At 67.3% G+C, this 23,313-nt stretch carries 21 protein-coding genes, 1 tRNA gene and 2 pseudogenes; 12 read left to right on the top strand and 12 right to left on the bottom strand.

Going from position 1 to position 23,313, the window contains the following annotated elements; all coding sequences use genetic code 11:
• The first annotated feature begins 19 nt into the window (after positions 1-19).
• The 4 genes and pseudogenes from D7W79_RS04635 to D7W79_RS04620 all read left to right on the top strand — a co-directional run bounded on the left by D7W79_RS04635 (position 20) and on the right by D7W79_RS04620 (position 5,461).
• Positions 20-1,678, top strand: coding sequence for a hypothetical protein (locus D7W79_RS04635; protein ID WP_120524111.1), 1,659 nt, complete (start codon positions 20-22; stop codon positions 1,676-1,678).
• A 10-nt stretch (positions 1,679-1,688) separates the two neighbouring features.
• Positions 1,689-3,113, top strand: coding sequence for a hypothetical protein (locus tag D7W79_RS04630; protein ID WP_147441799.1), 1,425 nt, complete (start codon positions 1,689-1,691; stop codon positions 3,111-3,113).
• 48 nt (positions 3,114-3,161) lie between these two features.
• A pseudogene (locus D7W79_RS44795) lies at positions 3,162-3,353 on the top strand (IS3 family transposase); the annotation flags it as partial.
• Positions 3,354-3,520: 167 nt separating this feature from the next.
• Positions 3,521-5,461 carry a bifunctional metallophosphatase/5'-nucleotidase gene (locus D7W79_RS04620; protein WP_120524108.1) on the top strand — a complete coding sequence of 647 codons (1,941 nt, stop codon included), beginning with the start codon at positions 3,521-3,523 and terminating at the stop codon, positions 5,459-5,461.
• Between the two features lie 123 nt (positions 5,462-5,584).
• Here the strand turns inward: D7W79_RS04620 and D7W79_RS46065 are convergent, their stop codons facing one another.
• The 5 genes from D7W79_RS46065 to D7W79_RS45640 form a co-directional block, all read right to left on the bottom strand.
• On the bottom strand, positions 5,585-5,983 hold the full coding sequence (locus tag D7W79_RS46065; protein ID WP_120524107.1) for a transposase: 399 nt from the start codon (positions 5,981-5,983) through the stop codon (positions 5,585-5,587).
• Positions 5,962-6,393 (bottom strand): helix-turn-helix domain-containing protein, encoded by a 432-nt coding sequence (locus tag D7W79_RS04610; protein WP_120524106.1) that lies wholly within the window; start codon positions 6,391-6,393, stop codon positions 5,962-5,964. Before D7W79_RS04610 ends, D7W79_RS46065 begins: the two co-directional genes overlap by 22 nt.
• Positions 6,394-6,586: 193 nt before the next feature.
• A complete protein-coding gene (locus D7W79_RS43140) occupies positions 6,587-8,812 on the bottom strand; it encodes a hypothetical protein (protein ID WP_147441798.1) in 2,226 nt (741 codons plus the stop codon).
• Positions 8,809-9,966 (bottom strand): hypothetical protein, encoded by a 1,158-nt coding sequence (locus D7W79_RS43135; protein WP_147441797.1) that lies wholly within the window; start codon positions 9,964-9,966, stop codon positions 8,809-8,811. Before D7W79_RS43135 ends, D7W79_RS43140 begins: the two co-directional genes overlap by 4 nt.
• Positions 9,966-10,097 carry a hypothetical protein gene (locus tag D7W79_RS45640; protein WP_272491320.1) on the bottom strand — a complete coding sequence of 44 codons (132 nt, stop codon included), beginning with the start codon at positions 10,095-10,097 and terminating at the stop codon, positions 9,966-9,968. Before D7W79_RS45640 ends, D7W79_RS43135 begins: the two co-directional genes overlap by 1 nt.
• Before the next feature lie 107 nt (positions 10,098-10,204).
• Between D7W79_RS45640 and D7W79_RS44790 the strand changes: the two genes are divergently transcribed.
• Entirely contained in the window at positions 10,205-10,696 is a 492-nt protein-coding gene (locus D7W79_RS44790; RefSeq protein ID WP_244221596.1) for an integrase core domain-containing protein, read from the top strand.
• A 298-nt stretch (positions 10,697-10,994) separates the two neighbouring features.
• Here D7W79_RS44790 and D7W79_RS04595 read toward each other — a convergent pair.
• Positions 10,995-11,067, bottom strand: a tRNA-Asn gene (locus tag D7W79_RS04595).
• A gap of 141 nt (positions 11,068-11,208) precedes the next feature.
• On the opposite strand from D7W79_RS04595, the gene D7W79_RS04590 reads away from it, so the two are divergent.
• From D7W79_RS04590 to D7W79_RS04560, 7 genes and pseudogenes are all read left to right on the top strand, one after another.
• A complete protein-coding gene (locus D7W79_RS04590) occupies positions 11,209-12,402 on the top strand; it encodes an RsmB/NOP family class I SAM-dependent RNA methyltransferase (protein WP_244221594.1) in 1,194 nt (397 codons plus the stop codon).
• A gap of 171 nt (positions 12,403-12,573) precedes the next feature.
• The gene (locus D7W79_RS04585; protein ID WP_120524103.1) at positions 12,574-13,488 is read left to right on the top strand and encodes a S66 peptidase family protein; all 915 of its coding nucleotides are present in this window, start codon (positions 12,574-12,576) and stop codon (positions 13,486-13,488) included.
• Positions 13,485-14,648 (top strand): serine hydrolase domain-containing protein, encoded by a 1,164-nt coding sequence (locus D7W79_RS04580; RefSeq protein WP_120524102.1) that lies wholly within the window; start codon positions 13,485-13,487, stop codon positions 14,646-14,648. The genes D7W79_RS04585 and D7W79_RS04580 overlap by 4 nt, the downstream gene beginning before the upstream one ends.
• Positions 14,649-14,660: 12 nt before the next feature.
• The gene (gene mpl / locus D7W79_RS04575) at positions 14,661-16,130 is read left to right on the top strand and encodes a UDP-N-acetylmuramate:L-alanyl-gamma-D-glutamyl-meso-diaminopimelate ligase (RefSeq protein ID WP_120524101.1); all 1,470 of its coding nucleotides are present in this window, start codon (positions 14,661-14,663) and stop codon (positions 16,128-16,130) included.
• 3 nt (positions 16,131-16,133) lie between these two features.
• Positions 16,134-16,715 carry a TlpA family protein disulfide reductase gene (locus D7W79_RS04570; protein ID WP_120524100.1) on the top strand — a complete coding sequence of 194 codons (582 nt, stop codon included), beginning with the start codon at positions 16,134-16,136 and terminating at the stop codon, positions 16,713-16,715.
• Between the two features lie 23 nt (positions 16,716-16,738).
• Positions 16,739-17,563 (top strand): inositol monophosphatase family protein, encoded by an 825-nt coding sequence (locus tag D7W79_RS04565; RefSeq protein ID WP_120524099.1) that lies wholly within the window; start codon positions 16,739-16,741, stop codon positions 17,561-17,563.
• Between the two features lie 45 nt (positions 17,564-17,608).
• A pseudogene (locus D7W79_RS04560) lies at positions 17,609-18,429 on the top strand (IS5 family transposase).
• Between the two features lie 14 nt (positions 18,430-18,443).
• Here D7W79_RS04560 and D7W79_RS04555 read toward each other — a convergent pair.
• The 6 genes from D7W79_RS04555 to D7W79_RS04530 all read right to left on the bottom strand — a co-directional run bounded on the left by D7W79_RS04555 (position 18,444) and on the right by D7W79_RS04530 (position 23,246).
• Positions 18,444-19,058, bottom strand: a complete 615-nt coding sequence (locus D7W79_RS04555; RefSeq protein ID WP_120524098.1) for a polysaccharide biosynthesis/export family protein — start codon at positions 19,056-19,058, stop codon at positions 18,444-18,446.
• An 11-nt stretch (positions 19,059-19,069) separates the two neighbouring features.
• Entirely contained in the window at positions 19,070-20,332 is a 1,263-nt protein-coding gene (locus D7W79_RS04550) for a hypothetical protein (RefSeq protein ID WP_120524097.1), read from the bottom strand.
• A gap of 109 nt (positions 20,333-20,441) precedes the next feature.
• Positions 20,442-21,008, bottom strand: a complete 567-nt coding sequence (locus D7W79_RS04545) for a hypothetical protein (protein ID WP_120524134.1) — start codon at positions 21,006-21,008, stop codon at positions 20,442-20,444.
• Between the two features lie 117 nt (positions 21,009-21,125).
• Complete coding sequence (locus D7W79_RS04540; RefSeq protein ID WP_120524096.1) at positions 21,126-21,572, bottom strand: cyclic nucleotide-binding domain-containing protein; 447 nt, start codon at positions 21,570-21,572, stop codon at positions 21,126-21,128.
• Between the two features lie 47 nt (positions 21,573-21,619).
• On the bottom strand, positions 21,620-22,969 hold the full coding sequence (locus D7W79_RS04535) for an AgmX/PglI C-terminal domain-containing protein (protein ID WP_120524095.1): 1,350 nt from the start codon (positions 22,967-22,969) through the stop codon (positions 21,620-21,622).
• A 4-nt stretch (positions 22,970-22,973) separates the two neighbouring features.
• Positions 22,974-23,246: a hypothetical protein gene (locus tag D7W79_RS04530; RefSeq protein ID WP_120524094.1), complete on the bottom strand. Its 273-nt coding sequence runs from the start codon at positions 23,244-23,246 to the stop codon at positions 22,974-22,976.
• Between the last annotated feature and the right edge of the window lie 67 nt (positions 23,247-23,313).

Below are 23,313 nucleotides of genomic sequence, written 5' to 3'. Positions count from 1 at the left end.
TCAGGGCAGGGACGCCTTCATGAACCCACGCGGCGCCGAGAAGGAATACCTCCAAGAGGGCCTGCGCAGCGGCCTCAAGCTCGACGCGCGCTTCGACGCCCTGACGCCCCATCTCCACGTGTCGTGGATCTCCTGGGACAGCGGCTTCCGCGGTTCGGGACTGCGCGTGGGCGACCGGGTCATCGCCATCGACGGTCAGCCCGTCGTCAAGCCACCCGACCTGGCCACCACGCAGCGCACCGTGCCCTTCATGCTCGGCCAGTACGCCGAGAACCAGACCTGGGACAAACAGGGGCGAAAGGAGGGTGACAAGGTCCAGGTGCGAATCGTTCGCCGGCGCGAGCCCGGCGAGGGCTGGGAGGAGCACGAGTTCAGCGGCGCCCTGCTCCATGAACGCACCTGGAGCATCGCCGATACGACGCGGCAGATCATCGGACCGGGAGGACCCGAGCGCATGGGTCGCGACGGCTTCGACGAGGCTTGGATGTCATGGCTCGAGAAGCGCGTCTTCGACTGGGAGCGCCTGCTCGACAGCACCTTCGGCGCCTGGCGCACCACGCGAGGGACGCGCGCGGAGCTCGCGAATCACCTCGGACACAAGGCCCGCGTCGACTTCCTCGTCGAGCATCATCCCGGCCCCTTCGCGACGGCGATGCGCGAGGACTGGGAGACGGTGCGTGCCTGTCTCGATGGAGACCTCGTCACGCTCCCGGCGGATGCCCTTGAGTTCCGCACCCGGGGCGAGGAGCAGGTGAAGGCCATCGGTCTCCAGGCCGCGGCGGCGTGGAAGGTCCTGCTGGAGGCGCGTGCAGGGGAGACACTCGGCGCCTTCCCCGTCGTCGACCCCTTCCGGGGTGACCGCTCGGCGGTGACCGGCAAGCTGGTCTCACTGCCGACGCTGACGCAGCGCGAGTGGCTGGTCGACATGGGCAAGAACTACCTGGCCTGGAACCAGTCCGGCGCCTGGGTCTTCTGCCCCGCCAACACCCCGGCCATGAACAAGGTCTTCTCCGCCATGCAGCGCTACCAGAAGCGCGTTGCCCCGTCGGTGAGGCTCGACATCGCCGTGCTCGGCCGCATCCTTCCGGATCCCCGCCTGCTCGCGGGCTCGGGCCGCACCGCCGCCGGCCTGGAGGTGGAGCCCGTCGCAGCGCTGGTTGGCGGCGTGGTCTGCGTCGATGTCAGCGACCCGAGCGAGGGCGGACCGCGCTTCGCCGGAGAGGAGACGCTCAGCCAGGAGAGCTTCGGCGCTCCGGCCGACGACGCGAGCCCGCGCGAGGTCCTCACCGCGATGATTTCGGCCGTGAAGCGCGGTGACCAGGAGACCTGGAACGGCCTCTTCGCGGACTGGCGCGCCGTGCCAGACGCCGACCGGCCCATCTACTACCCGGTCTGGACCTGGAACGGCCGCGACAGCGAGTGGGTGCGCGCGCGGCGCCTCATCCTCGACAAGGTGCTCGACGCGCGGGTGCGCTGGATTGGCGAGGTGCGGGTCGTCATCCGGGGCGACGAGGCCCCGGGCCTGCCGCGCGTCGAGGAGGTCGAGTTGGAACTGGACCACGTCGGCCTCTTCGAGGGCCAGACCCGCACCTTCAACTCAGTCGACGTGCATCGGCGCTGGACGGTCCAACGCCGCAGCGGCGGCCCCTGGCGCATCACCAGCGAGCAGAGCCTGTAAGGAGCACTCCATGGGCTGGTACTCAAGCCGCGTCTCTGAACTCAATGAACGGTTGAACCGCGCCTCGGAGGGCGCCCCCGACACGGTGAAGCGCGCCTTGAGCGACGCCATCGTGAAGGTTGGAAACGCGGCCGATCAAGCCCTCTCGGCCATGCTCGACGCCAGCGAGCGCACCAGCGCCGGCAATCTGGGGACGCAGCGCAAGTGGCAGGAGCGCTGCGCCACGGCCACGGCCGACATCAGCCGCGCCTTTGGCGATGCCGCCAAGGACAACATGCTCTCGCCCGCCCTCCAGCTCTTCTGGTACCAGGCGCTGGAGCACGAGATGGCCTTCTTCGGCTCCCTGGCCGCGGTGCAGACGCCCCAGCTCCATGATGACCTGCTCGTCCACCAGGACCTGCTCAACAAGATGCTGGGCGAGCTGTGGGACAAGTGGACCTTCCTGCTGTCCAAGGACGTCATCTTCGAGAACGACCAGCGTCAGGTGGTGCAGCAGGTCTCACGGATGGCGCAGTCCATCGTCGACGAGCTCGCCCCGGGCGTGCTCAAGCGCACCAGCGAGGGCGTCTCGCGCGCCACCGCGAAGTCGCTCGACGTGGCCCTCAAGCTCGATGACAAGCTCCTGGGCGGCAAGGGCGTGGACCTGGCCAAGCTCGTCGCCTCGCTGTTCGATGTCGACATCCCCGACGAAATCGACCGCAACCTGCTGGACGCCGTGCAGGGTGGCTCCGAAGTCTACCAGGTGCAGCAGGGCCACTACCGCAACCTGGTGTCGGCCTACCAAAGCCTGGTGCAGGCGGAGAAGGGCAGCGTCCTGCTGCTCTTCAACGCGACGCGGGCGGAGGTCGACACGTACCGTGAGAAGAACGACCTGGGGAAGGCCAAGGTCATGCTCGACCAGGCCAAGGGCTACCTCTCCGACTGGGCCTCACGCGTGCCCAGCTCGGCCCAGCGAAGCGAGGCCTCCAGCTTCAAGGACAAGGTGTGCTCGGCCATCGACACCGACTGGAGGCTTACCGAGGAGCTCGACAACAAGTTCCGCGACAAGTTCAAGGGCATCTTCGTCCAGTCCCTGGGCAGCGAGACCCTCGAGCAGCTCGCGGAGTCCTACCTCTTCCGTCAGCACCTCGAGGAAATCACTCGCAAGGACGCCGCCGGCAAGCTCAAGGCCCTGCCGGACAACCTCCAGAGCGAGGCCGACAGCGCGCTCGAGCGGGGCCTGCGCCCCCTCGACGACCTGGTCAACCGCGTCCCGGAAGAGGTGCGCGAGCTGGCCCGCATGAAGAACCAGCGGTTCAAGGAGCACGTGCGCGCCAGGCTCAAGGACCGCATCCAGGCCCTGCTGCCGGCCATCGTCGAGCTGGCCGCCCTCTGGGACCCGAACAACCTCTCAAGGGATTTCAGTCGCGAGGAGCTGGAGAAGGCCCTCCGCTGAGATGGGACGGCGCGCCTGCTGGGGTTGGAGGAGCATGAGTGGACTGGCGCTGAGCTCAAGGCGCAGGGGCAGCACGTAGGCCGGCATCGCGTGGCTCGGCTGATGCGCGAGGCCGGGCTGCGGGCCCGTCGGCGCCGGCGCTTCGTGCACACCACGGACTCCAAGCACGGCTTGCCGGTGGCCCCCAACGTGCTCGCTCGCGACTTCAATCCATCAAAGCCCGACCGGGCCTGGGTGACGTGTTGGCCGCGTAACCCACCTGTCCACAAAACCCGGGAAGGCTCAGACAGCCGCAGACCCGTGTCGAGACGAAGTCGGGGCGCGAGCTTCACCGTGCGGCCATGAAGTCGCGCCATCGTCCACGAACCCGAGTAGGTTCTCCCGCCCTGTTCGTTGGAGTTCCGTCGATGCCACAAGCCACACCGCGCTCGTCACTTCTGGGAGCGCGTCCCAGCGTCTTCCTGCTCGCCGGAGCGTTCGTCACCGGCATGTTCCTCTTCGCCCAGGGCGGCTGCGGAGGTGACGAGTGCCAGGACGCCGCCGACTGCCGTGAAGACAAGGGACCGCCGGCTTCGAACACGGAATGGGTCTGCGAGGACAAGCGCTGTGAGCAGCATTCCGTCCAGGTGCCGCCCCCGGATTCCGGCACGGACGCGGGGACGCCCGACGCGGGGAGACCCGACGCGGGGACTCCCGACGCGGGGACTCCCGACTCGGGTCCCACCACGGTGAGCGTGCAGGTGCTCGCGTTCAATGACTTCCACGGGCAGCTCGAGGAGCCCGCGGCCCAGATTCTGACGGGCGTGGCCCCCGACGGTGGACCGGTGCGGGTGAACGCGGGCGGCGTGACGTACTTCGCCCGGCACATCGCGGCCCTGCGGGCCGCCAATCCGAACACGGTGGTGGTAGCGGCGGGAGACCTCATCGGCGCCTCCCCGCTGCTGTCGGGGCTCTTCCACGACGAGCCCACCGTCGAGGCGATGAACCTGATTGGCCTGGACCTGGTCGCGGTGGGCAACCACGAGTTCGACGAGGGCAGCACGGAGCTGTTGCGCATGCAGTCGGGCGGCTGCCACCCGGTGGATGGCTGCCTGGACGGGGATGGCTTCCCGGGCGCGAAGTTCAAGTTCCTGGCGGCCAACGTGGCCACGGGCGTGGACCGCACGCTGTTCCCCCGCTACGACGTGCGCGAGTTCGGGGGCGTGAAGGTGGCCTTCATCGGCATGACGTTGGAGGACACGCCGGAAATCGTCACGCCCACGGGCGTGGCGGGGCTCACCTTCAAGGACGAAGTGCAGACGGTGAACGCGCTGGTGCCGGAGCTGCGACGGCAGGGCATCGAAGCCATCATCGTGGTGGTGCACCAGGGCGGAATTCCGACCTCGGGCTCGCTTGTGAACGAATGCAAGGGCGCGGGTGCGGACGGCCTCATCTCAGGTGCCATCGTGGGCGTGGCCAAGGGCCTCAACGACGCGGTGGATGTCATCGTCAGCGGCCACACGCATCAGGCCTACAACTGCGTCATCGATGGCAAGGTCGTCACGAGCGCCTCGTCGATGGGGCAGCTCATCACGGACATCGACCTGACGTTGAGCAAGGCGACGGGCGACGTCGTGGAGGCGCGAGCGAACAACGTCATCGTCACTCGCGACGTGCAGGAGGTCGGCGCGGTGAAGGAGCTGGTGACGAAGTACCAGGGGCTCGTCACGCCGAGGGCCAACCGGGTCATCGGCTGGGTGTCGCAGACGCTCAGGACACAGTCGGACTCCGTGGGCCAGTCCACCCTGGGCTACGTCATCGCGGACTCGCAGCTGGAGGCGACGAAGCCCGCGAACCTGGGGGGGGCGCAGGTGGCCTTCATGAATCCGGGCGGAGTGCGCGCGGACATCGCCCAGGGCGAGGTCACCTACGGCGAGGCCTTCACCACGCAGCCGTTCGGCAACAGCCTGGTCACCCTGACGCTGACGGGCGCGCAAATCGAGCAACTGCTGGAGTGGCAGTGGCGGCCGTCGGGAGCCACCCTCATGTTGCTTCCGTCGGCGGGCTTCACCTATGCGTTCAGCGCGTCGGCGCCCGTCGGAAGCCGCGTCGACCCGGCGTCCATCCGGATCAACGGCGTGACGGTGGACCCGGCGGCGAACTACCGCGTCACCGCGAACAACTACCTCGTGAGTGGGGGTGATGGCTTCCAGGTGTTCGCCGAGGGGACGAACCGGCTGGGTGGCGCCGTGGACAGCGACGCGCTGGAGGCATACCTGAAGGCACACAGCAGCCAGTCGAGCCCCTTGCCCGCCCCCGCGCTCAATCGCATCACCCTGCTGCCCTACAACGGTGCTCACGGTGGTTGAGGGGGTAGCCGCAGTAGGCGAACCACGCCGCTGCGTCCTGCGGTCGCACGGTTGCCAGAGCCTCTCGCATCGCTTCGCGGAGGGCCACATGCGTGCGGGCTCCGAGGGCCCGCATGAGCGTCTTCATCTTCGACCAGCACGATTATCTGGGCTGTAGGAAGGCAGGAAGAGAAGCCTGGCCTTGCGACTGCGAATGAGTTGCTCGACTACTGGCCGGTGATGGACGCTGAGGTTGTCCATGACCACCACGTCATGAGGCTTGAGGATGGGCAGAAGTCCCTCGCGAACGTAGGTTTCGAAGCGTTCGCTGTTCGTAGCGCCTTCGAAAGTCAGTACCGGCCCCACTCCTCGGAGCGTCAGGTCCCCTATCGTCGTGACTTGCTGACGACGGCCCAGGGGCACGTAGCCTCGAGCGCGCTGCCCTCGCCGAGCACGCCCATACCGGCGCGTCATAGAGAGGGTTGCGGCAGTCTCGTCGATGAAGTGGAGACTCGCGGGCGTCAGTTGGGCGGCCGTAGCCAAATACCGTCTGCGGGCCCGGCGATTCTTCGCCAGCCGCCGCTCGGAGGCGAGGAGCGACTTTTTTTGCGCGTGTAACCCAATCGGCGGAATGCACGTCCCATGGTGGCGCGGCTCACCCACACGCCCGTTTGCTTTACGTAAGCATCCGCGATTTCTTGGGTCGTGCTGTCGGGCGCGGCATCCAGCAACCGCTTCACCTTGCCCAGTTGCGAATCAGGGATGCGGAAGAAGGGGCGTGGGCCCGGGCGTTTCGGCGAGAGAGAGCCGGTTCGCTTCCAGTGGCCAATGAGGCGATCAACCGTCGCGACCCCTACTCGGAACCGCCTGGCGATCTCGTCCCAGGACTCCTCCCGCGTCAGGTACGCGTCGAGTATCCGCTGCCTCAAGTCCATCGAAAGTGGTGCGCCCATGGCCTCAATCTATGGGCTCTGGCGCGCTCGCCCCTGCCCGTCACGCATGGGCTGGGCCTACCGAGGGCTACGCTCTGCGCTTCCCTCGATCAACGGCCATGAGCACCGTCGTAGTCTGCGACGAATGCGGGGGCCATTCGTCGCTTGCCTCATCATAGTCCTCGCGTTCTCTCGGTGCGACGGCAAGAGCGTGTCAACGTGACTTCCATGCATCTAGGAAGGCCATCGTTACAGCGCCCAATGGTGTCGGTAACGCGCGGACCTCTTCCAAGACCTGCTTCTTGTCGTCCTCGTTGATTCGCAGACGTCCAACCGCTAGCGCCAATGCGAACTCCGCAGCAGGAGCAACTGGGTCCTTGAAGATGCGGACAAGCAGCAAGCGTGCGTTGGTGCTTTGGTTCCCCATTTCGGAGTATGAGTAATCCAACTCTGCCGGAGCCGCAGCCCTGAGGATGGCTGCCTGGAGGGCTGGATCATTAAATCGGTAGAAGACACCTACGTCGAGCACCTTGCGATGCAGGGGATATTGCTTGAGAGGTGGCTCCTTGCCCTCCTTGCCCTCCTTGCCCTTGGTTCGAAGGCTGTGGAGGAGGCACCTGATAATGCTGTAGACGTCCGCCTGAGAAACGGTTGAAACATCAATGTCTGCTGATAGGAACACGAAGCCTGGCGACAACGCGAGAATAGAGCCGTTTTCAGATGTCCAGAACAGATGGTCACGGAGTCCACGCTGGGTATGGGCCTTGGCCGCATCAAGTTTGTCGCGGCGTGCTTCGAGTGTGGTCATGAGGGCGTCATCCGAACAACTGTCTAAGAGCCGCTGGATCAGATCCAGTTCATCGTCCCACGCGTTCCCGGTCGCTGCGGATGGGTCCGGGAGTGGGAGTCGGGCAATGACGTGGTAGTCGTAACGATGTCCGTCTTCGGTGGTTGTGACGCTTTGCTGGGTCTGGCGGGCGTGCTCCTCGGTGGAACCCCTGTCTACCAGCACAAAATATGAAACCGATTTCACTGAAGAAATTGGCCGCAAAGTGCGTGATAAATCGATTACCGATGTCCCAGATGCCACAGTCGCCGCGACAACGACCACCGTCTCCGGTGACGCGTTGAACTTTGGGCTGGCCAACGTGCCGGCTGCAATCATCGTAGGGGTGGGTCCACGCGATTGGATGTAGTTCAGGAGCGTCGAGGCCAGGGTCTTGGATGCGGGATCATCAAGATGAACAATCACGTCAGTGGCGGCGGGTAGGGACTGCTGTATGCGGCGACTGAACCGAGCCGCCAATCTGGGTACGGCGCTTGGAGTCTTTAATAGCAGGCTGGAATGAGGCTCCAGGTCCAAGAAGATGTCCGATCTCTCCGTGTGTTGATTCGGTTGATAAAAAACCCGGAACACGTCCTGGCTAACGAGTTGATTAAGTACATCCAGAGTGTCCTTCGGAAGGTCTTTTCGTGTGGGCAGATATGGGGTGACTGCGATGTCGGACACCAGAAATTGCTCATCCGTCAACCAAAGTGCTGTCGAACCAGCGCGACAAAAGGCACAGTTGTCGGGCGCGTAAGACTGGATACGCGGAAACCCCTCCGGGTTGTGCGCATCGTCATAATCGAGATGACATACGGCCGATACGGCCGGCGCCCCGAGCGAGAAGATGCAAACGATTTGCTCGGATGTGACCCCCTGCTTCTCGACGATCTTCTGTGCCAGACTTCCACTGGTTGTCGCCGAGAGCAGCCAGATGCTGTCATGCTTTGCGCCTGCGAAGTTTTCAAGACCCTTGTATGAGCCGAAACTGTCAATGGAAAATGTTGCCGGCGTGTGACTGAATCCCGAGAGAAGATCGCGCACCGATGCTGCGACGAAATTAATCGCACTAGTGTCGGTGTAGACGAAGCAAGTATTTTCCGAAAAGCGGTGTAGACATCCCCATGCAATCATTTCCACTTCGACGCTGTTGATGAGCACGTTCCCAGTGCGGATGAATTGGTCCGTGTGCTTTTGGGATGGCTTGGCATAGTGCACAGCTCCCGAGCCACCCAAAACGCCATGCCGGGCTCTCACGACCTTCGTAAGGATTCGTCTCAGCATCCTTGTTAGACGGGTATCATCGATGCCATTGATCCGGCCGTCACGGTCGAAAAGGCAAGGGTGCCCCTCTACGCCCAGCCTGGCTTTCAACTGGACGAAGTCATCGCAAGCGATCACTTCTTCGACGCGACCATGCCGGAACTTTGGAGCGACGATGCAGATTGCCCCAACTGTCCCTGGGTTTCGTTCCAGGAACGACTTTATCTGCGCTACGACCTCCCTGGGATGCATGGGTGTTACACCGAGGTACACCACGAGGTCGTCTCGTGACGGAGAACGTATTGACTCCTTGGTTACAAAGATCCCGCTCATGGACGAGATGTCGTTCATTGGGACACCTCTGGAATCGGAAGAATGAAAGTCAGGACGGTCCCGGCGACGTTGGCTACGTTTTCCGAGCCTGGCCAGTCGGTAAACGATGCGGGGGCACCCTCCACAAAAGGCTCCTCATAAAAATTCCGGAAAAGGGACAGCCGACCGGTCCGAAGGCGCAAGAACCCGCCAAGTTGATGGAGTTCACGCATTGCTGCGCATAGTCCCATTCCGCGATGCCGCATACCCGATGAAGTCTTGTGCTTGTCGAAGCACTCCAGACAGGCGGCTCGCTCGTCCTCCAGCGATAGCGATGTAAGGTCGCTGGTACCTCGGAAGCGGCGAACGAGTCCTGGCCCACCGTCGAATACGGACATCTCAAGCACCCCCCCACTTCCTGCTGGGTCGAGGTATTTGGCTAAGAATCCCGCAAGCGGAGCGTCCTTCTCGTGACGCTCTTCCAGGCTTGAGTTTGCTTGAGCGGGATGCTGGCGGTATCGCCGGATGAGTAGCCCACGCACACTCTTTCGGAGCGGTACGCCGTCGATCGTGGTCCGCGCCCACTGATGGGTGTTTTTGAAAGTCTCAAACAGGATCGTCCCAAGTCGCGTAGCGACGTCCTCTATACGCACGCGTCGAGCACTGTTCCCTTCGGCAAGCTCGAGACGTTTTGTGAACAAGGCCTTGAAGTCTCTCGCCGAGAGCACGTCTCCATTCGCGTAGTAGAGATTTCGAGGATGCGCTTTGGAGGTCCCGTCGAAACAGAGCACAGCGAACGAGGTTCCTCTTTGGAATTTCGCAGATTCTTGGACCATCGCGTCGACATTTCGACCCGCCGCTGCGTGGCCCAACGATCGAATATCTACGTTGTCCCAGGACGAAATAGCTCGGCTCAAAGTCACCGCAGAAAGTCCGACGACGTTCTCGCACATCTTGTCAAGAGCAGTCTCCGCGTCCTTGTTTAGTAGCCCCAGGGTGCGGAGCTTCGGCACCTTTTGCTTTTGGCTCCACGTCATTAGCAACTGAAGTAATGACGCATCCACACCGATGCGCTCTGGGATGTCGGATGGAAGCCGCAGCTCCGCGTCCCCTGTGCTCTCCTGCAGGTCTAGGAGGTGGCGCTCGACGGACTGAATCGTCTCAATTCGATTGAGTTGAATTGCTTTACTCATCACACCCAGTCCTTGCACACCCACTCGGCCTGCTCGATCTCCACGAGCCCAGCGCGCTCTTGCTTGTCCGGCGTGTATCCGTGCCCATGTTGCAGATCCTTGAACTCAAGGGAGATTTCCTTCAGCGTCATCGTCCTGGTCTTCACGAACGCAGGCATCATCTCGAAGTCATTCAGGCCGAAGGCGATTGTCCTCGTCGTGCGCGCCCTTCTTTGGACCGTGGCGTCCTCGGTTGGTGATGCTTATTAGACGTATCGAACTGTGCGTACAGTTCGTGAAGCTTCGCACGCAGCACCTCCTTTGGGGAATTCGCGATGTGCTGAGTGCAGCACGGTGTCTGTGGCAGAATCCCTATGCGGAGAGAGTCATCGGTTCGATACGCAGGGTGTTGCGGGACCATGTCGTCGTCCTGAATGAAGCCCACGCCCGACACCTGCTGCTCAAGTACCAGCGCTACTACAACGCGAACTGGACGCACCTAGCGCTTGGGAAAGATGCGCCCGAGACGCATGAGGTGCAGGGGGCGGAGCACGGAGCCAAGGTGATAGAGCTACGGGAAGGCTTCGGGCTCCACCACCGGTACGAGCGCCGCGCTGCGTCGACTCTCGGCCCTCCCAACGACACTTTCGTAGACCCGCGCGTGCTGCACCAGCCTACCTGCGGTCGCAGGACGGGAGGGGAATGTCCACACGCAGGCAGAGAGGTGTTGAGGCGTCTGCGTCGGGCGTAATTCCGACCTCTATCGAATGGTAGAGAGGATCTTGCCGCACGTCATGAGTATCGCTCACGTCATGACGCGCGTTTTGACGCAACTTTGATGCACCCATGACGCTGCGACCGAATTTTGGGTAGGCCCAGAGAGGCATCTCGGTCTGCGGGGTGGAGAGCCGAGAGGGCCCTCTTCAGCACCGCGAGCCAGAATCCCTTGGGATTCAGCGGCTTGAGCACGAAGACCCCGCGATATGCATCGCGAGGTCCGTGGAAAAGCAAAAAGGCCCTGCCGGGTTAGGGCAGGGCCTTCTTTTTTGCTCCCCGACGTGGACTCGAACCACGGACATGGTGATTAACAGTCACCCGCTCTACCAGCTGAGCTATCGGGGAATATGTCCCGTCGCGGCGGTGCGTTGCCGTGACGGAAGCGACTTCTAGAGAACCGAGCTTGCCCTGTCAACTGTCCTGTTCGATCCGATCTCCCGGCTTACTTCGCAGCCCTGGTCCGCACTGGAGGGCCTGGGCCCTGTCGTGTCCGACGCGCTTGCCCGTGTCCTCTCAGGGGACCCCGCCGAGCGCGTCCTCGACCGGACCCTGCGGGCCCACCGCGACCTGTCCCGCGATGGGCGTCAGGCCCTGAAGGAAGCCGTCTTCAACGTGGGCCTCTGGCGCCGCCGCCTGGGGTTCCTGCTGGACTCGCCGGACGCGCCGCCTTCCCAGCTCCTGTTCGCGCTCCTGCATGGCCTGGCGGGCGTTCCCGCCCTGGATGCCGCGTCGTGGGCGGGGCTCCCGGCTCCGGTCCCGCTGCGCACGGAGGCGCCCCCCTCCCTGGCGCTCCGGGCTTCGCTGCCGGACTGGCTGGCGGACCACTTCTTCCGGGAGCTGGGGCCGGAGGCGGAGGCCTTCTGCGCCCACCTCAACGTGCCGGGCCCCATCACGCTCCGGGTGAATCCGGCCCGCATCTCCCGTGAGGCCCTGGCCGCGCGTCTTGCCTCCGAGGGCGTCACGACCCGCCCCGGCTCCTGGAGCCCGCTGGCCCTTCAGGTCGATGGTCCCCGACCGAACCTCTATGGGTTGGCCTCCCTTCGTGAGGGCCTGTTCGAGGTTCAGGACGAGGGCAGCCAGCTCCTGGGGCTCCTCGTGGAGGCACGGCCCGGGGAGACCGTGCTGGACCTCTGTGCTGGGGCAGGGGGCAAGACGCTCCAGCTAGGGGCGGCCATGAATGACTCAGGCCGGCTGCTCGCCTATGACCCGGATGCGGAGCGGCTGGACCGGCTCCAACAGCGGGCCTCCCGCGCGGGGCTCACCCGCGTCCAGGTGCTGCGGACGCCTCCCTCGGCGGGGCTGAACGCCGACCGCGTCCTCGCGGATGCGCCCTGTTCCGAGCTGGGTTCCTTGCGCCGGGGCCCGGACCTCCGCTTCCGGCTCACCCCGGACTCGCTCTCCCGGTACACCGCCGTCCAGCGGGACATCCTGGCCCGGGCCGGAGACGTGGTGCGCCCGGGCGGCCGGGTCGTCTATGCGACGTGCACCGTCAACCGCGCGGAGAACCAGGACGTGGTCGCGGACTTCCTCCGCTCCCGTCCGGACTTCCGAGTCGTCACCCCGGGCGCCGGTTGGCTTCCAGACGCGTGTCTCCGCGACGGGTTCCTCTTCGTCACGCCCCACCGACACGGCACGGATGGGTTCTTCGCGGCGGTCCTCGAACGAAGCGCGGAGGGGTAGGGCGGTGGCCAGTCCCGAGCTGGTCCGACTGTCGGACCAGTTGGGCCGCTCCCATCCAGCGACGGGCAGGCGGACGAGCGCTCCACGGGGCCTCGTTCCTCCGTCCTGCGGTACTCAACGCTTCGGGCCACGGCCTCCCTGAAACACCGTGTGGCCTCAGTACCGGGTGCTATGAAGCGCTGCGTGCGTTGGCTCAAGCCCCTTCCGCTCCGTCCCCGCGACACAGTGCAGGTCGCCGCCCCCGCGGGCCCCTTCGAACAGGCCCCCTTCGAGGCGGGCCTGCGCATCCTTTCCGAGCGCTACAGCCCGGTGGTCCGCCCCGACATCGGCGCGTCGCACCGCTACCTCGCGGGGGATGACGCCCGCCGCCAGGAGGAGCTGTCGCAGGCGTTCCTCGACCGCGCCACCCGCGCCATCTTCTGCGCCCGGGGCGGCTATGGCAGCTCGCGCCTCCTGCCGGAGCTGCCGCTCGACAAGGCCGGTCCCGTCGCCTTCACCGGCTTCTCCGACCTGACCTCCATCCACTGCGCGCTCCAGGCCCTGGGCCGCGTCTCCTTCCACGCGCCCGTCCTCACGCAGCTGGGCCGCCAGTCCACCCAGGTCCACGACTACCTCTTCCGCCTCCTCGAATCCTCCGAGGCCCCGCCGCCCCTCACCGGCAACGCCACCTACGTCTCCGGCACCGCCGAGGGCACCCTCGTGGGCGGCAACCTGTCCGTGTTCTCCCGGCTCCTGGGCACGCCGTACATGCCGCCGCTCGACGGCGCCGTGCTCCTGCTGGAGGACGTCACCGAGCGCCCCTACCGCCTCGACCGCATGTGGACCCACCTGCGGCTGGCCGGCGTCTTCTCCCGTGTGCGCGGCATCGTGCTGGGTGACTTCACCGCCTGCGAGGAGAAGGACGCGAACTACTCCAGCGCGGACGTGCTCCGTGAGCTGGCCCGGGACGCGAAGCTGCCCTGCGCCGCGGGCTTCCCCATCGGCCATGGCGCCATCAACTACCCCGTGGCCCTGGGCACCCACGTGCGCCTGGACGCGGACTCCGCGCGCCTCACCTTCCTCGAAGGCGCGGTGAGCCCCGGATGAGCCAGCACCCCATCGCCAACCTCCAGGCCGTGCTGGATGACGGCGTGGAGCTGGGCATCTTCCCCGCCGCCCAGGCCGTGGTGCTCCGCAAGGGCATGCAGGTCTTCGGCGGCGTCGCCGGCAACGTGACGGGCGACACGCGCTTCGACCTCGCGTCCCTCACCAAGGTCCTCTCCACCACCGCGCTCTTCCTGCGCCTGTGGACCGAGGGCAAGGTGGGCCCGGACACGCTCGTGTCCCGCTACTTCCCCGGCTCGCCCGCGGGCGACGCGGGTGTCACCGTCGCGGATCTGCTCTACCACCGCTCCGGCCTGCCTCCCTTCGTCCCGTTCTTCGCGGACGCCCTCAAGGCCCACCCGGAGCTGCTCGACGCGGCCTGCCCCGCGACCTTGCGCGCGCAGGTGCACGCGGAGGTGCTGCACGCCGCCGCCGCCACGCCGCTGGATGCGCCCGTGCGCACGAAGACCGCGTACAGCGACGTGGGCTTCATCCTCCTGGGCGACATCCTGGCCCGCGCCGGTGGCGCCCCGCTGGACGTGCTTTTCCTCCGCCACATCGCGGAGCCCCTGGACCTGAAGGCCCGCTTCCACCGCCTCACCGACTTCCCCGCCGACGGTGCCACCGCGCGCACCGGCGCCATGCGCCCCCGCGAGCCCGCGCCCGGCCAGGAGTCGCTGTGGAAGGACGTGCCGTCCCAGCCTTCCCGGCCCGGTGAGGTGGACGACGACAACGCCTGGGTGCTGGATGGCGTCGCGGGACACGCGGGCCTCTTCGGCACCGCCGTGGACGTGGCGCGCTTCGGTCAGGCCGTGCTGGAGGGCGCCGCGGGCACGCATGCCGCGATTGCTCCGGGCCCTTTGTGGCACCGCGCGCTCGCCACGGATCCGCTCGTGGCGGGCAGCACGCGCTCCATGGGCTTCGACTCGCCTTCGAAGGGCCACTCCAGCGCGGGCCGCTTCATTGGCGACACGCCCCCGGGCGCGGTGGGCCACCTGGGCTTCACCGGCACCAGCCTCTGGGTGGACCTGAGGCGGTCGCTCGTTGTCGCGCTCATCACCAACCGCGTGGCCCAGGGCCGTCAGGACCTGCGCATCCGCGACTTCCGCCCCGCCTTCCACGAGCTCGTCGTGGAGGCGCTCGACCTCCACGTCCTCCCCTGAGGAAACCGCAGCATGGCTGACGACAACGGCAACGTCCTCGACACCCTCGACCCGAAGTCCGTGCGCCGCATCCACCTGGTGGGCGTGGCCGGCACCGGCATGGGCTCCTTCGCCGGCATGCTCAAGGCCGCCGGCTACGACGTCACCGGCAGCGACGAGAACGTCTACCCGCCCATGAGCGACATGCTCCGCACCTGGGGCATCCCCGCCAGCAGCCCGTACTCGCCCGCCAACCTGGACGCGGCCAAGCCGGACCTGGTCATCATCGGCAACGTCATCCGCCGGGTGAACCCGGAGGCCACCGCCGTGCGCGAGCGGGGCCTCAAGCAGATGTCCTTCCCCGCGGCGCTGGGCTCGCTCTTCCTGGACCACTCGCACTCCGTCGTCGTGGCCGGCACGCACGGCAAGACGACCACGTCCTCGCTCATGGCCCACGTGCTGGTGTCCGCGGGCAAGGACCCGTCCTTCCTCGTGGGCGGCGTCACCCAGAACTACGCGGGCAACTACCGCGTGGGGAAGGGCCCGCACTTCGTTGTCGAAGGCGACGAGTACGACACCGCCTACTGGGACAAGGGCTCCAAGTTCCTCCACTACCGCCCGCGCACCGCCATCGTGACGAGCGTGGAGTTCGACCACGCGGACATCTTCCGCGACCTGCCCCACTACGAGGCCACGTTCGAGAAGTTCGTGCGCCTGGTGCCCAAGGACGGCCAGTTGGTCGTCTGCGCCGCGTACCCCAACGCCGTGCGCATCGCGCGCGGAGGCACCGCGCCCGTCATCACCTACGTGGCGAAGGAGGGCGCGGACGCGGACTACACGCCGAAGAACCTCTCCTTTGGCCCGGAGGGCGCCCGCTTCAACGTCCTGGAGAAGGGCCAGGACCTGGGCACCGTGACGCTGCCGATGTCCGGCGCGCACAACGTGGAGAACGCGCTCGCGGTCATCGCCGCCGCGCGTGGCCTGGGCCTCAGCTTCGCTGAAATCCAGCAGGGCCTGTCCACCTTCCAGGGCGTGAAGCGCCGGCAGGAGGTGCGCGCGGAGATTGAAGGCGTGCTCGTGGTGGACGACTTCGCGCACCACCCCACGGCCGTGCGCGAGACCATCGCCGCCATCCGCCACCGCTACCCGGACCGGCGCCTGTGGGCCATCTTCGAGCCGCGCTCCAACACCAGCCGCCGCAACATCCATCAGGAGGACTACGCGCACGCTTTCCCCGGCGCCGCGCGCGCCAGCCTCAAGGTGCCCGAGCGCCACGACAAGGTGCCCGAGGGCGAGGAGCTCAACGTCCCCAAGCTCATCGAAGCGCTCAAGGGCCAGGGCATCGCCGCGGACGGCGCCACCGACGTGCAGACGCTGGTGGACCGCGTCGCTTCCGAGGCGAAGGCCGGCGACGTGCTGCTCGTCATGAGCAACGGCGCCTTCGGAGGCTTCATCGAGAAGCTGCTCGCCGCCCTGAAGGCCCGGGCGGGGAAGGGGACCTGAGCCATGCGCCGTCCGTTCCTGCTCTCGCTGGGCGCCCTGGCGCTCGCCATGGGCTGTGCCTCGTCGTCGCCTTCGTCACTGCCCCCGCTCACGGACCGGACCGGTGACGGTCCTCGCTCCAGCAGCTCCGCCCTGGAGTCGGGCCGGGCCCAGGGCCAGCCGCTGTCCTTCCAGGTGAAGCACTACCCGGACAACACGCCGTATGACCTGAAGAGCGACCGGGGACAGGTCGTCCTCCTGGACGTCTGGGCCACGTGGTGCGAGCCCTGCAAGGACGCGCTGCCCATGTACGCGCAGCTGCAGAAGGAATACGGCACGCGCGGCTTCAAGGCCTACGCCCTCAACGTGGACGAGGACGTGCGCGCCATTCCGACCTTCCTGGAGGAGACGAAGGTGGAGGTGCCCATCCTCCTGGATGCCAACGCGCTGGTGTCCGAGCGCCTGCTGAAGGTGCGGCTGATGCCCACCACCTTCCTGATTGACCGCAAGGGCGTCATCCGGCACGTGCACGAGGGCTTCGCCGAGGAGTTCCTCCAGCAGTTCCAGACGGAGATCGAGCAGCTGCTCGCCGAGCCCGCCTCCTGACTTCACACGAGGAACCCGCATCCATGGCCCACGACTCGGACACGCCCGCCGCGCTGCGCCGCACCGCGGAGGAGGGCGCGCGCATGGCCGGCCGCATCCTCCGTGAGCGCTTCCCTCAGCACCGCACCATCGAGTTCAAGGGCGGCATCGACCTGGTGACGGACGCGGACCGCGCCTCGGAGGCCGCGCTGCTGGACTTCCTGCGCCAGCGCCACCCGCGCCACGCCATCCTCGCGGAGGAGAGCGGGGCCACGCAGGGCACCGACACGTTCCGGTGGATCGTGGATCCGCTGGATGGCACGACCAACTACTCGCACCAGGTGCCGCACTTCTGCGTCAGCGTGGCGGTGGAGGGGCCGGAGGGCACCGTGGCGGGCGCCGTCTACGACCCCATGCGCGACGAGCTCTTCTCCGCCGCGAAGGGGCAGGGCGCCACGCTCAACGGCGTGCCCCTGAAGGCCAGCCCCACGGACACGCTGGAGCGGGCGCTCCTGTGCACGGGCTTCCCCTACGACGTGCGCGAGCGCCCGGACCTGCCCGTGGGCCTCTTCTCCCAGCTCATCCTGCTGGCGCAGGGCATGCGCCGCACCGGCAGCGCGGCGCTGGACCTGGCGTACGTCGCGGCCGGCCGCTTCGACGGCTACTTCGAGTTCGGCCTCAAGCCCTGGGACATCGCCGCGGGCGGCCTGCTGGTGGCGGAGGCTGGGGGCGTCATCGTGCACATCGACGGGCGGCCCTTCGACGTGCTCAAGGGCGACGTGCTGGCGAGCGGCGCGAACCTGGCGCCCCAGCTGATGACCCAGGCGAAGCGCTTCCTGGACGAAATCGGCTGGACGCCGCGCGACTAGAGCGTGTCCGCAAAATAGGTCGAGGGCGCCCGGCGTTGAGAATGCATGAGCCGGGGAGAGTTGACCGACGCGCAATGGGAGAGACTGGCCGGCCTGCTGCCACCACAGCGGCCTGCCATCGGACGTCCCAATAAGGACCACCGCTTGGTGTTGGATGGCATCTGCTGGGTGCTGCGCACGGGCGTGCCGTGGCGAGAGGTGCCTCGGGAGCGTTTCGGCAGTTGGAAGACGCTCAGCAGCAGATTCTACCGGTGGCAAGAGGCAGGTATCTGGGCGCGAATCCTGCGCCAGCTCCAAGCCGAAGCGCACGAGGACGGGCAACTGGATTGGACGCTGCACTATGTGGACGCCAGCGTCGTGCGTGCCCACCAGCATGCGGCCGGCGCGCGCGGCACGCCGGTAAAAGGGGGGAAGCCGAAGCGCTTGGGAGGAGCCAGGGAGGCTTCTCGACCAAGCTCCATGTCCGGGCGGAAGGCGCGGGCCGCCCCCTTGTCTTTGCACTGACGGCTGGCCAGCGGCACGAGACGCAAGCCTTCCCCGCGCTCATGGCGGGCGGAGCAGTCCCTCGGGCACATTCCCCAGGCGCTCCACGCCGTCTGCCGGATGCACTCGTCGGAGACAGGGGCTACAGCTACAACAGCCTGCGCAACTGGTGCCGAGCGCACCGCGTGCAGGCTGTCATCCCCACTCGCTCAGACCAGCCCCGTCTTCGCACCTTCCGCAAGGCGGCCTACCGCAAGCGTTGCCGAGTCGAGTGCCTCTTCAATCGCTTGAAGCAGAACCGGCGCGTGGCGACGCGCTACGAGAAGCGCGCCGCCAACTACCTGGCGATGGTGCTCATCGCCTCAATTCGCCTCTGGCTCTAGTTTGCGGACACGCTCTAGAAGAAGCTCTCCGGCACGAAGACGATGTCGCCGGCCTGGAGCAGGAAGTTGCGCTCCCGGCCCACGCCGATGTCCTCCACGGGCACGCGAATCTTGCGCTCCTGTCCGTCGATGACCCGCGTGACGAGCGTGTTGTTCTTCGCCGCGAGCTTGGTGAAGCCACCGGCCAGCGTAATCGCCTGGATGATGGACATCTCCCCGGTGACGGGGAAGGTGCCGGGCTTCTGCACCTCCCCGAAGACGAAGATCTTCTGCGAGTTGTACTCCCGCACCAGCACGGACACCTGCGGGTGGCGCAGGTAGCGCGCCAGGCAGTCGCGCAGCGTGTCCGCCGCGGCGCTGGCGGTGCGGCCGGACAGCTCCACCTTGCCGCACAGCGGGTAGTCGATGGTGCCTTCCGGCGACACGCGCCAGGTGCCGGAGTGCTCGGGCTCCTGGAAGACGCGCACCTCCACCACGTCCCCGGGGCCCAGGTTGCCGCCGGATGTCGCCGCGGCCTCCGTGGACGCGGCGGGCGTGGGTGCAGGGGGCGGCGGACGCGTGTCCGCGTGGCACGCGCAGAGGAGCGCGAGGAGGGCCGGGAGGAGGACGGTGAGCCGCGAGGAACGCATGGGCGCGGGCCTCAGTAGGAGACGGACACCCGCGCGTAGCCTTCGTGGCGGGTGTAGTTGAGGCCGGCGGCGTCCAGCGACGAGGAGCGGGTGCTCAGCATGTAGCCCACCGCGCCCACGAGCCACGGGCGGATCTGATACTCGGGACCCAGGTCCAGCGTCACCAGCGTGTCGCCGCGGCCGCCCGCGAAGGAGAGGAAGTCCAGCGCGCCCGTCGCGTGCAGCGCGAGCCGGCTGCCCATCACGGAGCGCCCTTCCGCGTAGACGCGGTCGTCGCGGAAGGTGCCGTAGGCGGCCACCGGTTCGAAGGCGCGCAGGTAGCCGCCCTTCACGGTGAGCGACGGGCCCCACAGGTACGTGCCCTCCAGCTGCGCCACCACGGTGCCGCCACCGCCCGCGCCCAGGTTCTGGCTCCAGCCCGCCTTCGCCGTCAGGGTGATGCGCGGGGACACCAGGCCGGAGACGCCCGCCATGGCGTGCAGCAGCGTCGCGCTGGGCGTGGTGGTGTCGTTGAAGTAGCCCCGGTACTCCAGGCCCGTGTCCACCACCACCGCCGTCTTGGGCAGGAAGCGCCAGCGGCCCTCCGCGCCCAGCCGCAGGTTGCCGTAGTTGAACTGGCTGGCGGCGAGCGGATCACACGCCGTCTCGGTGCAGCCCACGGGGGCCATGCCGCCCAGGGGCTCGAAGAACTCCATCGCGTACGCCACGGCCGGCGTCACTTCCAGCGCGCCGCCACCGGGCTTCCACTGCGCCTTGACGTGCGCCTCGTTGAAGAGGCTGAGCACGCCCGCGCCCAGCGCCACCGTGCGCGTGCGGTCCGAGCGCGTCAGCGCGTCGCCGACCTCCACGGACAGCGTGCTCTCCTGGTTGAAGAGCAGCGCCAGGTCCGCCGCGCCCTCCAGGTGCGACGCCGCGCCGGAGCCCGCGGTGATGAGGCCCGTGTAGGCCACGTAGTCCAGGTTGCCGCGCAGCGCGATGGCCAGCTTCGGGGACGGCACGTCCAGCAGCAGCCCGGGGCGGATGTGCAGCGCCAGCTCTCCGGACAGGTCCGGCGACAGGGGACCCGTGCCCGCCTCGCGGAAGTAGCCCACGCCGCTGTCCAGCCGCGTCTCCAGGTCCAGCGTCGGGTGCAGCCGCCCATTGCCCACCTTGAGGCCGTTGCCACCCGGAGGCCGTCCCCCCGTGAAGGCCTGCGCCGACGCCGTCAGCGGCAGGAGCGCCGCGAGCGCCAGGGCCCCGAGGGCCAGACGGAATGTCCCAACAGGCTGCTTCATGGTGTCAGCGGCGCTCCGGACGGTGGGACGGCGGGCATAGCACGCAGGTTCCCCCATCGGAACAAACGGTCCAGGGCCGGGACCGGGGAAGGTGGGAGGAAGCAGGCACTCAGTCCACGGGGCTCGCGGGCGGAGGGCGCACGACGAGGTCCGGCGGCGGCGGGGGACGCGTGGGGTCTCCACCGGGCAGGTTGTCGGGCTCCTCCACCTCCACGAAGAGGTTCTCGTCGGTGCGGAAGGCGAGCTGGCCGATGCACTCCTCGGCCTCCGAGCGCAGCTGGCCCACCTTCTGCTGGGCGATCATCACCTTGGTGAACTCGTGCTCGCCGGGGGCCGCCTCGCTCTTGCTAACGGCCTCCTGGAGGGCCACGTCGGCCTGCTCGGAGATGCGCAGGAGGCCTTTTATCTGCGTCAGCTTCTCGTTGGCGCAGTTGAGCTTCACCACGTCCTTGGTGCGCCGCGCCTCCTCCACCTTCTCCAGCACCTGGCGGAGCGCCTCGCGCATGCCGCCCAGGGCCTGCGTGCTGCGCTCCAGCTTCTGGCTGTCCGGCACGTCACTGGCCTTGTCCAGCGCGGGCGGGGCGGCGGGGCGCGGCAGCGGCGCGGGCGCCTGCGCGTGCGCCATCCCGGAGGTGACGAGTCCTCCGACCACGGCGAGCATTCCCAGGATGCGCATGCGCTTCACGAGTCCTTCCGGCCCCTTCAAGCTTCTGGGTTCGAGCGTAGGAGCGAGGGGGTGGGGTGTCAACGCAATGCCCCATCGTCCACGCGTCCGGTTTTCGGACTCCGGTTTTCAGTCCTGGGGGACCAGGCGGGCGTTGGCCTCCCGCAGGCGGGCGGACAGGCTGCGCGCGATGTTCACGACGATGAAGGTGAAGCCGTCCGCGTGAGCCAACCGGAAGGTCCGCAAATCCTGCGCGGTGAGCTGGAGCAGCTCCACCTCGCCCAGGGCGCGCACGGTGGCGGAGCGGTGGTCCTTGTCGATGAGGCCCATCTCCCCGAAGAACTCCGGCGGGCCCAGCACGGTGAGGCGCTTCACGCCGTGGTCCGTGCCGCGGCGCACCACCTCCACCTGGCCGCGCACGATGACGAAGAGGCTGTCGCCCAGGTCGCCCTCCTCGAACACCACCTCCCCGTGCGAATACCGGTAGAGCCGTGCCAGCTCCGCCAGCCGCGCGAGCTCGGCGGGGGCCAGCATCTCGAAGAGGGGGGATGTGGCGATGACGGCCAGCTTCTCCATGTGCTCCCCGCGAGTCCGGTGCCTCCGGAAGGTCCGGGAGGTCGAGCCTATTCCCCTGGCGAGAAGATGAACGGGTAGCTGACGGGGACGTCGTCACTCGGTTGGAAAGGGAACTTCCAGCCGCGGATGGTGGTGATGATGCAACTGCTGACACCCTCGGAGCGCAGGGTGGATTCATCCACCTCCACGTTGCCGGCGCGGCCGTCCGGCTTGAGGTTGAAGCGGACCATCACCCTGCCCTTGAGGGTGGGGTCGCGCTTGAGTTCCTTCTCGTAGCAGCGCTGGATGGACGCCTTCATGCGCTGGATGAAGCGCGCCAGGTCCTTGGGGCTGACCTCGGAGCTGTCCACTTCCGGCACCGCGTCCGCGACCTGGGGCACCTTGACGGCCTGCTTCTGTCCGGTGTTCACGGCGCCCGCGCCGGACGTCTGCGTGGCGCCAATGCCCGCCACCTTGCCGCCGGTGTCGCCCTGCGGGTTGGCGATGCCGTTGCCCCCGCCAGCGCCCACCGCGAGCGCGCCGCCGGACTGCGCGCCCGCGAGCGCCTCCGCCACGTTGGTGCCGCTGCCGGCGCTCCCGAGCACGTCCGCGATGGCGTCCCCGCCGCCGGGGCCCTTGCCGCCCAGCAGCTTGAGGATGCCGGTGCTCGCGACCTTCGCTTCCAGCTGCTGCCGGTGCTCCGCGCTGTTGACGGGAGCGGACGTCGAGGCCTGGGCAGGCGTCTTCTTCGGAGCGGCCTTCTCCTCGTCCGGCTTCTTCTCCTCGGTGGGGCCCTTCTCCTGCGGCTCCTCCTGCTTCGGAGGCTGCTGCGGGATGATGGCGCGCACGAAGCGGTCTTCCAGCTGGTCCAGCTCCACCTCCGCCTCCACCGGCGCCGGCTGGGCGACGATGAGCGCGACGCTGAGCACGTAGAGCACCAGCATCGACAGGAGGATGCCGAAGAAGAGGCGGTCCACCGTGCGCCACGGGCTGGCCTTCAGCTCCGGGGGCAGCGTGGCCTTGGCGTCCTTCGCGGGCGCGGGGACGAAGTGGAAGAAGAGGGTGGCGTCCGGCAGCTCCACCTTGCCGCGAGCGCTCTCCTGGAGCGGCAGGTCGAAGGTGTCGTCCGCGCGGCGCGTCGCCAGTCCCTGGGCGCGCAGCGCGTCGAAGTCCACGTCCGACGAGCCCAGGTTGACGCGGCCCTGCATGTGCTCGTCGATGATGAGGTGGAACTGCTGGCCGCGGTTCTCCAGCACCTTGAAGCGCGGCGGGCGCGCCTCGGACGGAGGCAGGACGATGGTGTTGCGGGCGTCGTCGCCAATGGTGACGGAGTCGTGGAGCAGGTGGTGCTCTTCGACGATGCGCCCGTCCTGGATGACGCCGACGCGCAGCAGCTTGGGGCGGGTTTGAAGGGCCATGTGACTAGAACGGGTCCTGCTGCACGCTCTGGACCACCTTGGGCACGAAGCTCTCCGTGCGGTTCAGGTCGTCGAAGCTCGGCTTGGAGCGGTCGAGGAAATAGAAGGCTTCCGGCTTCTGGATGCGCCCTTCGACCTTGATGGCTTCCAGGTGGATGGCCTTGGCCGGCTTCTTCGCGGCAGGCGCGGCGTCCGCTGCCTTCTTCGTGGACGCGGGGTCCTCCGCCCAGGACGGACGGGCGACGGCAAGCAGCAGCAGGAAGAGGGCGGGGCGCATGGGCGGAGGTCGTGGCTACCGGACGTCTTTGGACACCTTACCCGAGGCGCCCGGCCGCGTGGCAGGG

It is taken from the genome of Corallococcus exercitus, from assembly GCF_003611585.1.
GTDB classification, from domain to species: Bacteria; Myxococcota; Myxococcia; order Myxococcales; family Myxococcaceae; genus Corallococcus; species Corallococcus exercitus.
This window is presented reverse-complemented; position numbering and strand designations above follow the sequence as displayed.

Excerpts from the sequence above, each read along its gene's own strand:
- D7W79_RS04630 (WP_147441799.1), top strand. The coding sequence starts at position 1,689 with ATGGGCTGGTACTCAAGCCGCGTCTCTGAACTCAATGAACGGTTGAAC.
- D7W79_RS04585 (WP_120524103.1), top strand. The coding sequence starts at position 12,574 with ATGAAGCGCTGCGTGCGTTGGCTCAAGCCCCTTCCGCTCCGTCCCCGC.
- D7W79_RS04580 (WP_120524102.1), top strand. The coding sequence starts at position 13,485 with ATGAGCCAGCACCCCATCGCCAACCTCCAGGCCGTGCTGGATGACGGC.
- mpl (WP_120524101.1), top strand. The coding sequence starts at position 14,661 with ATGGCTGACGACAACGGCAACGTCCTCGACACCCTCGACCCGAAGTCC.
- D7W79_RS04570 (WP_120524100.1), top strand. The coding sequence starts at position 16,134 with ATGCGCCGTCCGTTCCTGCTCTCGCTGGGCGCCCTGGCGCTCGCCATG.
- D7W79_RS04530 (WP_120524094.1), bottom strand. The coding sequence starts at position 23,246 with ATGCGCCCCGCCCTCTTCCTGCTGCTGCTTGCCGTCGCCCGTCCGTCC.
- D7W79_RS45640 (WP_272491320.1), bottom strand. The coding sequence starts at position 10,097 with ATGACGCTGAAGGAAATCTCCCTTGAGTTCAAGGATCTGCAACATGGG.
- D7W79_RS43140 (WP_147441798.1), bottom strand. The coding sequence starts at position 8,812 with ATGAACGACATCTCGTCCATGAGCGGGATCTTTGTAACCAAGGAGTCA.
- D7W79_RS04540 (WP_120524096.1), bottom strand. The coding sequence starts at position 21,572 with ATGGAGAAGCTGGCCGTCATCGCCACATCCCCCCTCTTCGAGATGCTG.
- D7W79_RS04635 (WP_120524111.1), top strand. The coding sequence starts at position 20 with ATGAACCCACGCGGCGCCGAGAAGGAATACCTCCAAGAGGGCCTGCGC.
- D7W79_RS44790 (WP_244221596.1), top strand. The coding sequence starts at position 10,205 with ATGCTTATTAGACGTATCGAACTGTGCGTACAGTTCGTGAAGCTTCGC.
- D7W79_RS04620 (WP_120524108.1), top strand. The coding sequence starts at position 3,521 with ATGCCACAAGCCACACCGCGCTCGTCACTTCTGGGAGCGCGTCCCAGC.
- D7W79_RS43135 (WP_147441797.1), bottom strand. The coding sequence starts at position 9,966 with ATGAGTAAAGCAATTCAACTCAATCGAATTGAGACGATTCAGTCCGTC.
- D7W79_RS04555 (WP_120524098.1), bottom strand. The coding sequence starts at position 19,058 with ATGCGTTCCTCGCGGCTCACCGTCCTCCTCCCGGCCCTCCTCGCGCTC.
- D7W79_RS04610 (WP_120524106.1), bottom strand. The coding sequence starts at position 6,393 with ATGGGCGCACCACTTTCGATGGACTTGAGGCAGCGGATACTCGACGCG.
- D7W79_RS04565 (WP_120524099.1), top strand. The coding sequence starts at position 16,739 with ATGGCCCACGACTCGGACACGCCCGCCGCGCTGCGCCGCACCGCGGAG.
- D7W79_RS04535 (WP_120524095.1), bottom strand. The coding sequence starts at position 22,969 with ATGGCCCTTCAAACCCGCCCCAAGCTGCTGCGCGTCGGCGTCATCCAG.
- D7W79_RS04545 (WP_120524134.1), bottom strand. The coding sequence starts at position 21,008 with ATGCGCATCCTGGGAATGCTCGCCGTGGTCGGAGGACTCGTCACCTCC.
- D7W79_RS04550 (WP_120524097.1), bottom strand. The coding sequence starts at position 20,332 with ATGAAGCAGCCTGTTGGGACATTCCGTCTGGCCCTCGGGGCCCTGGCG.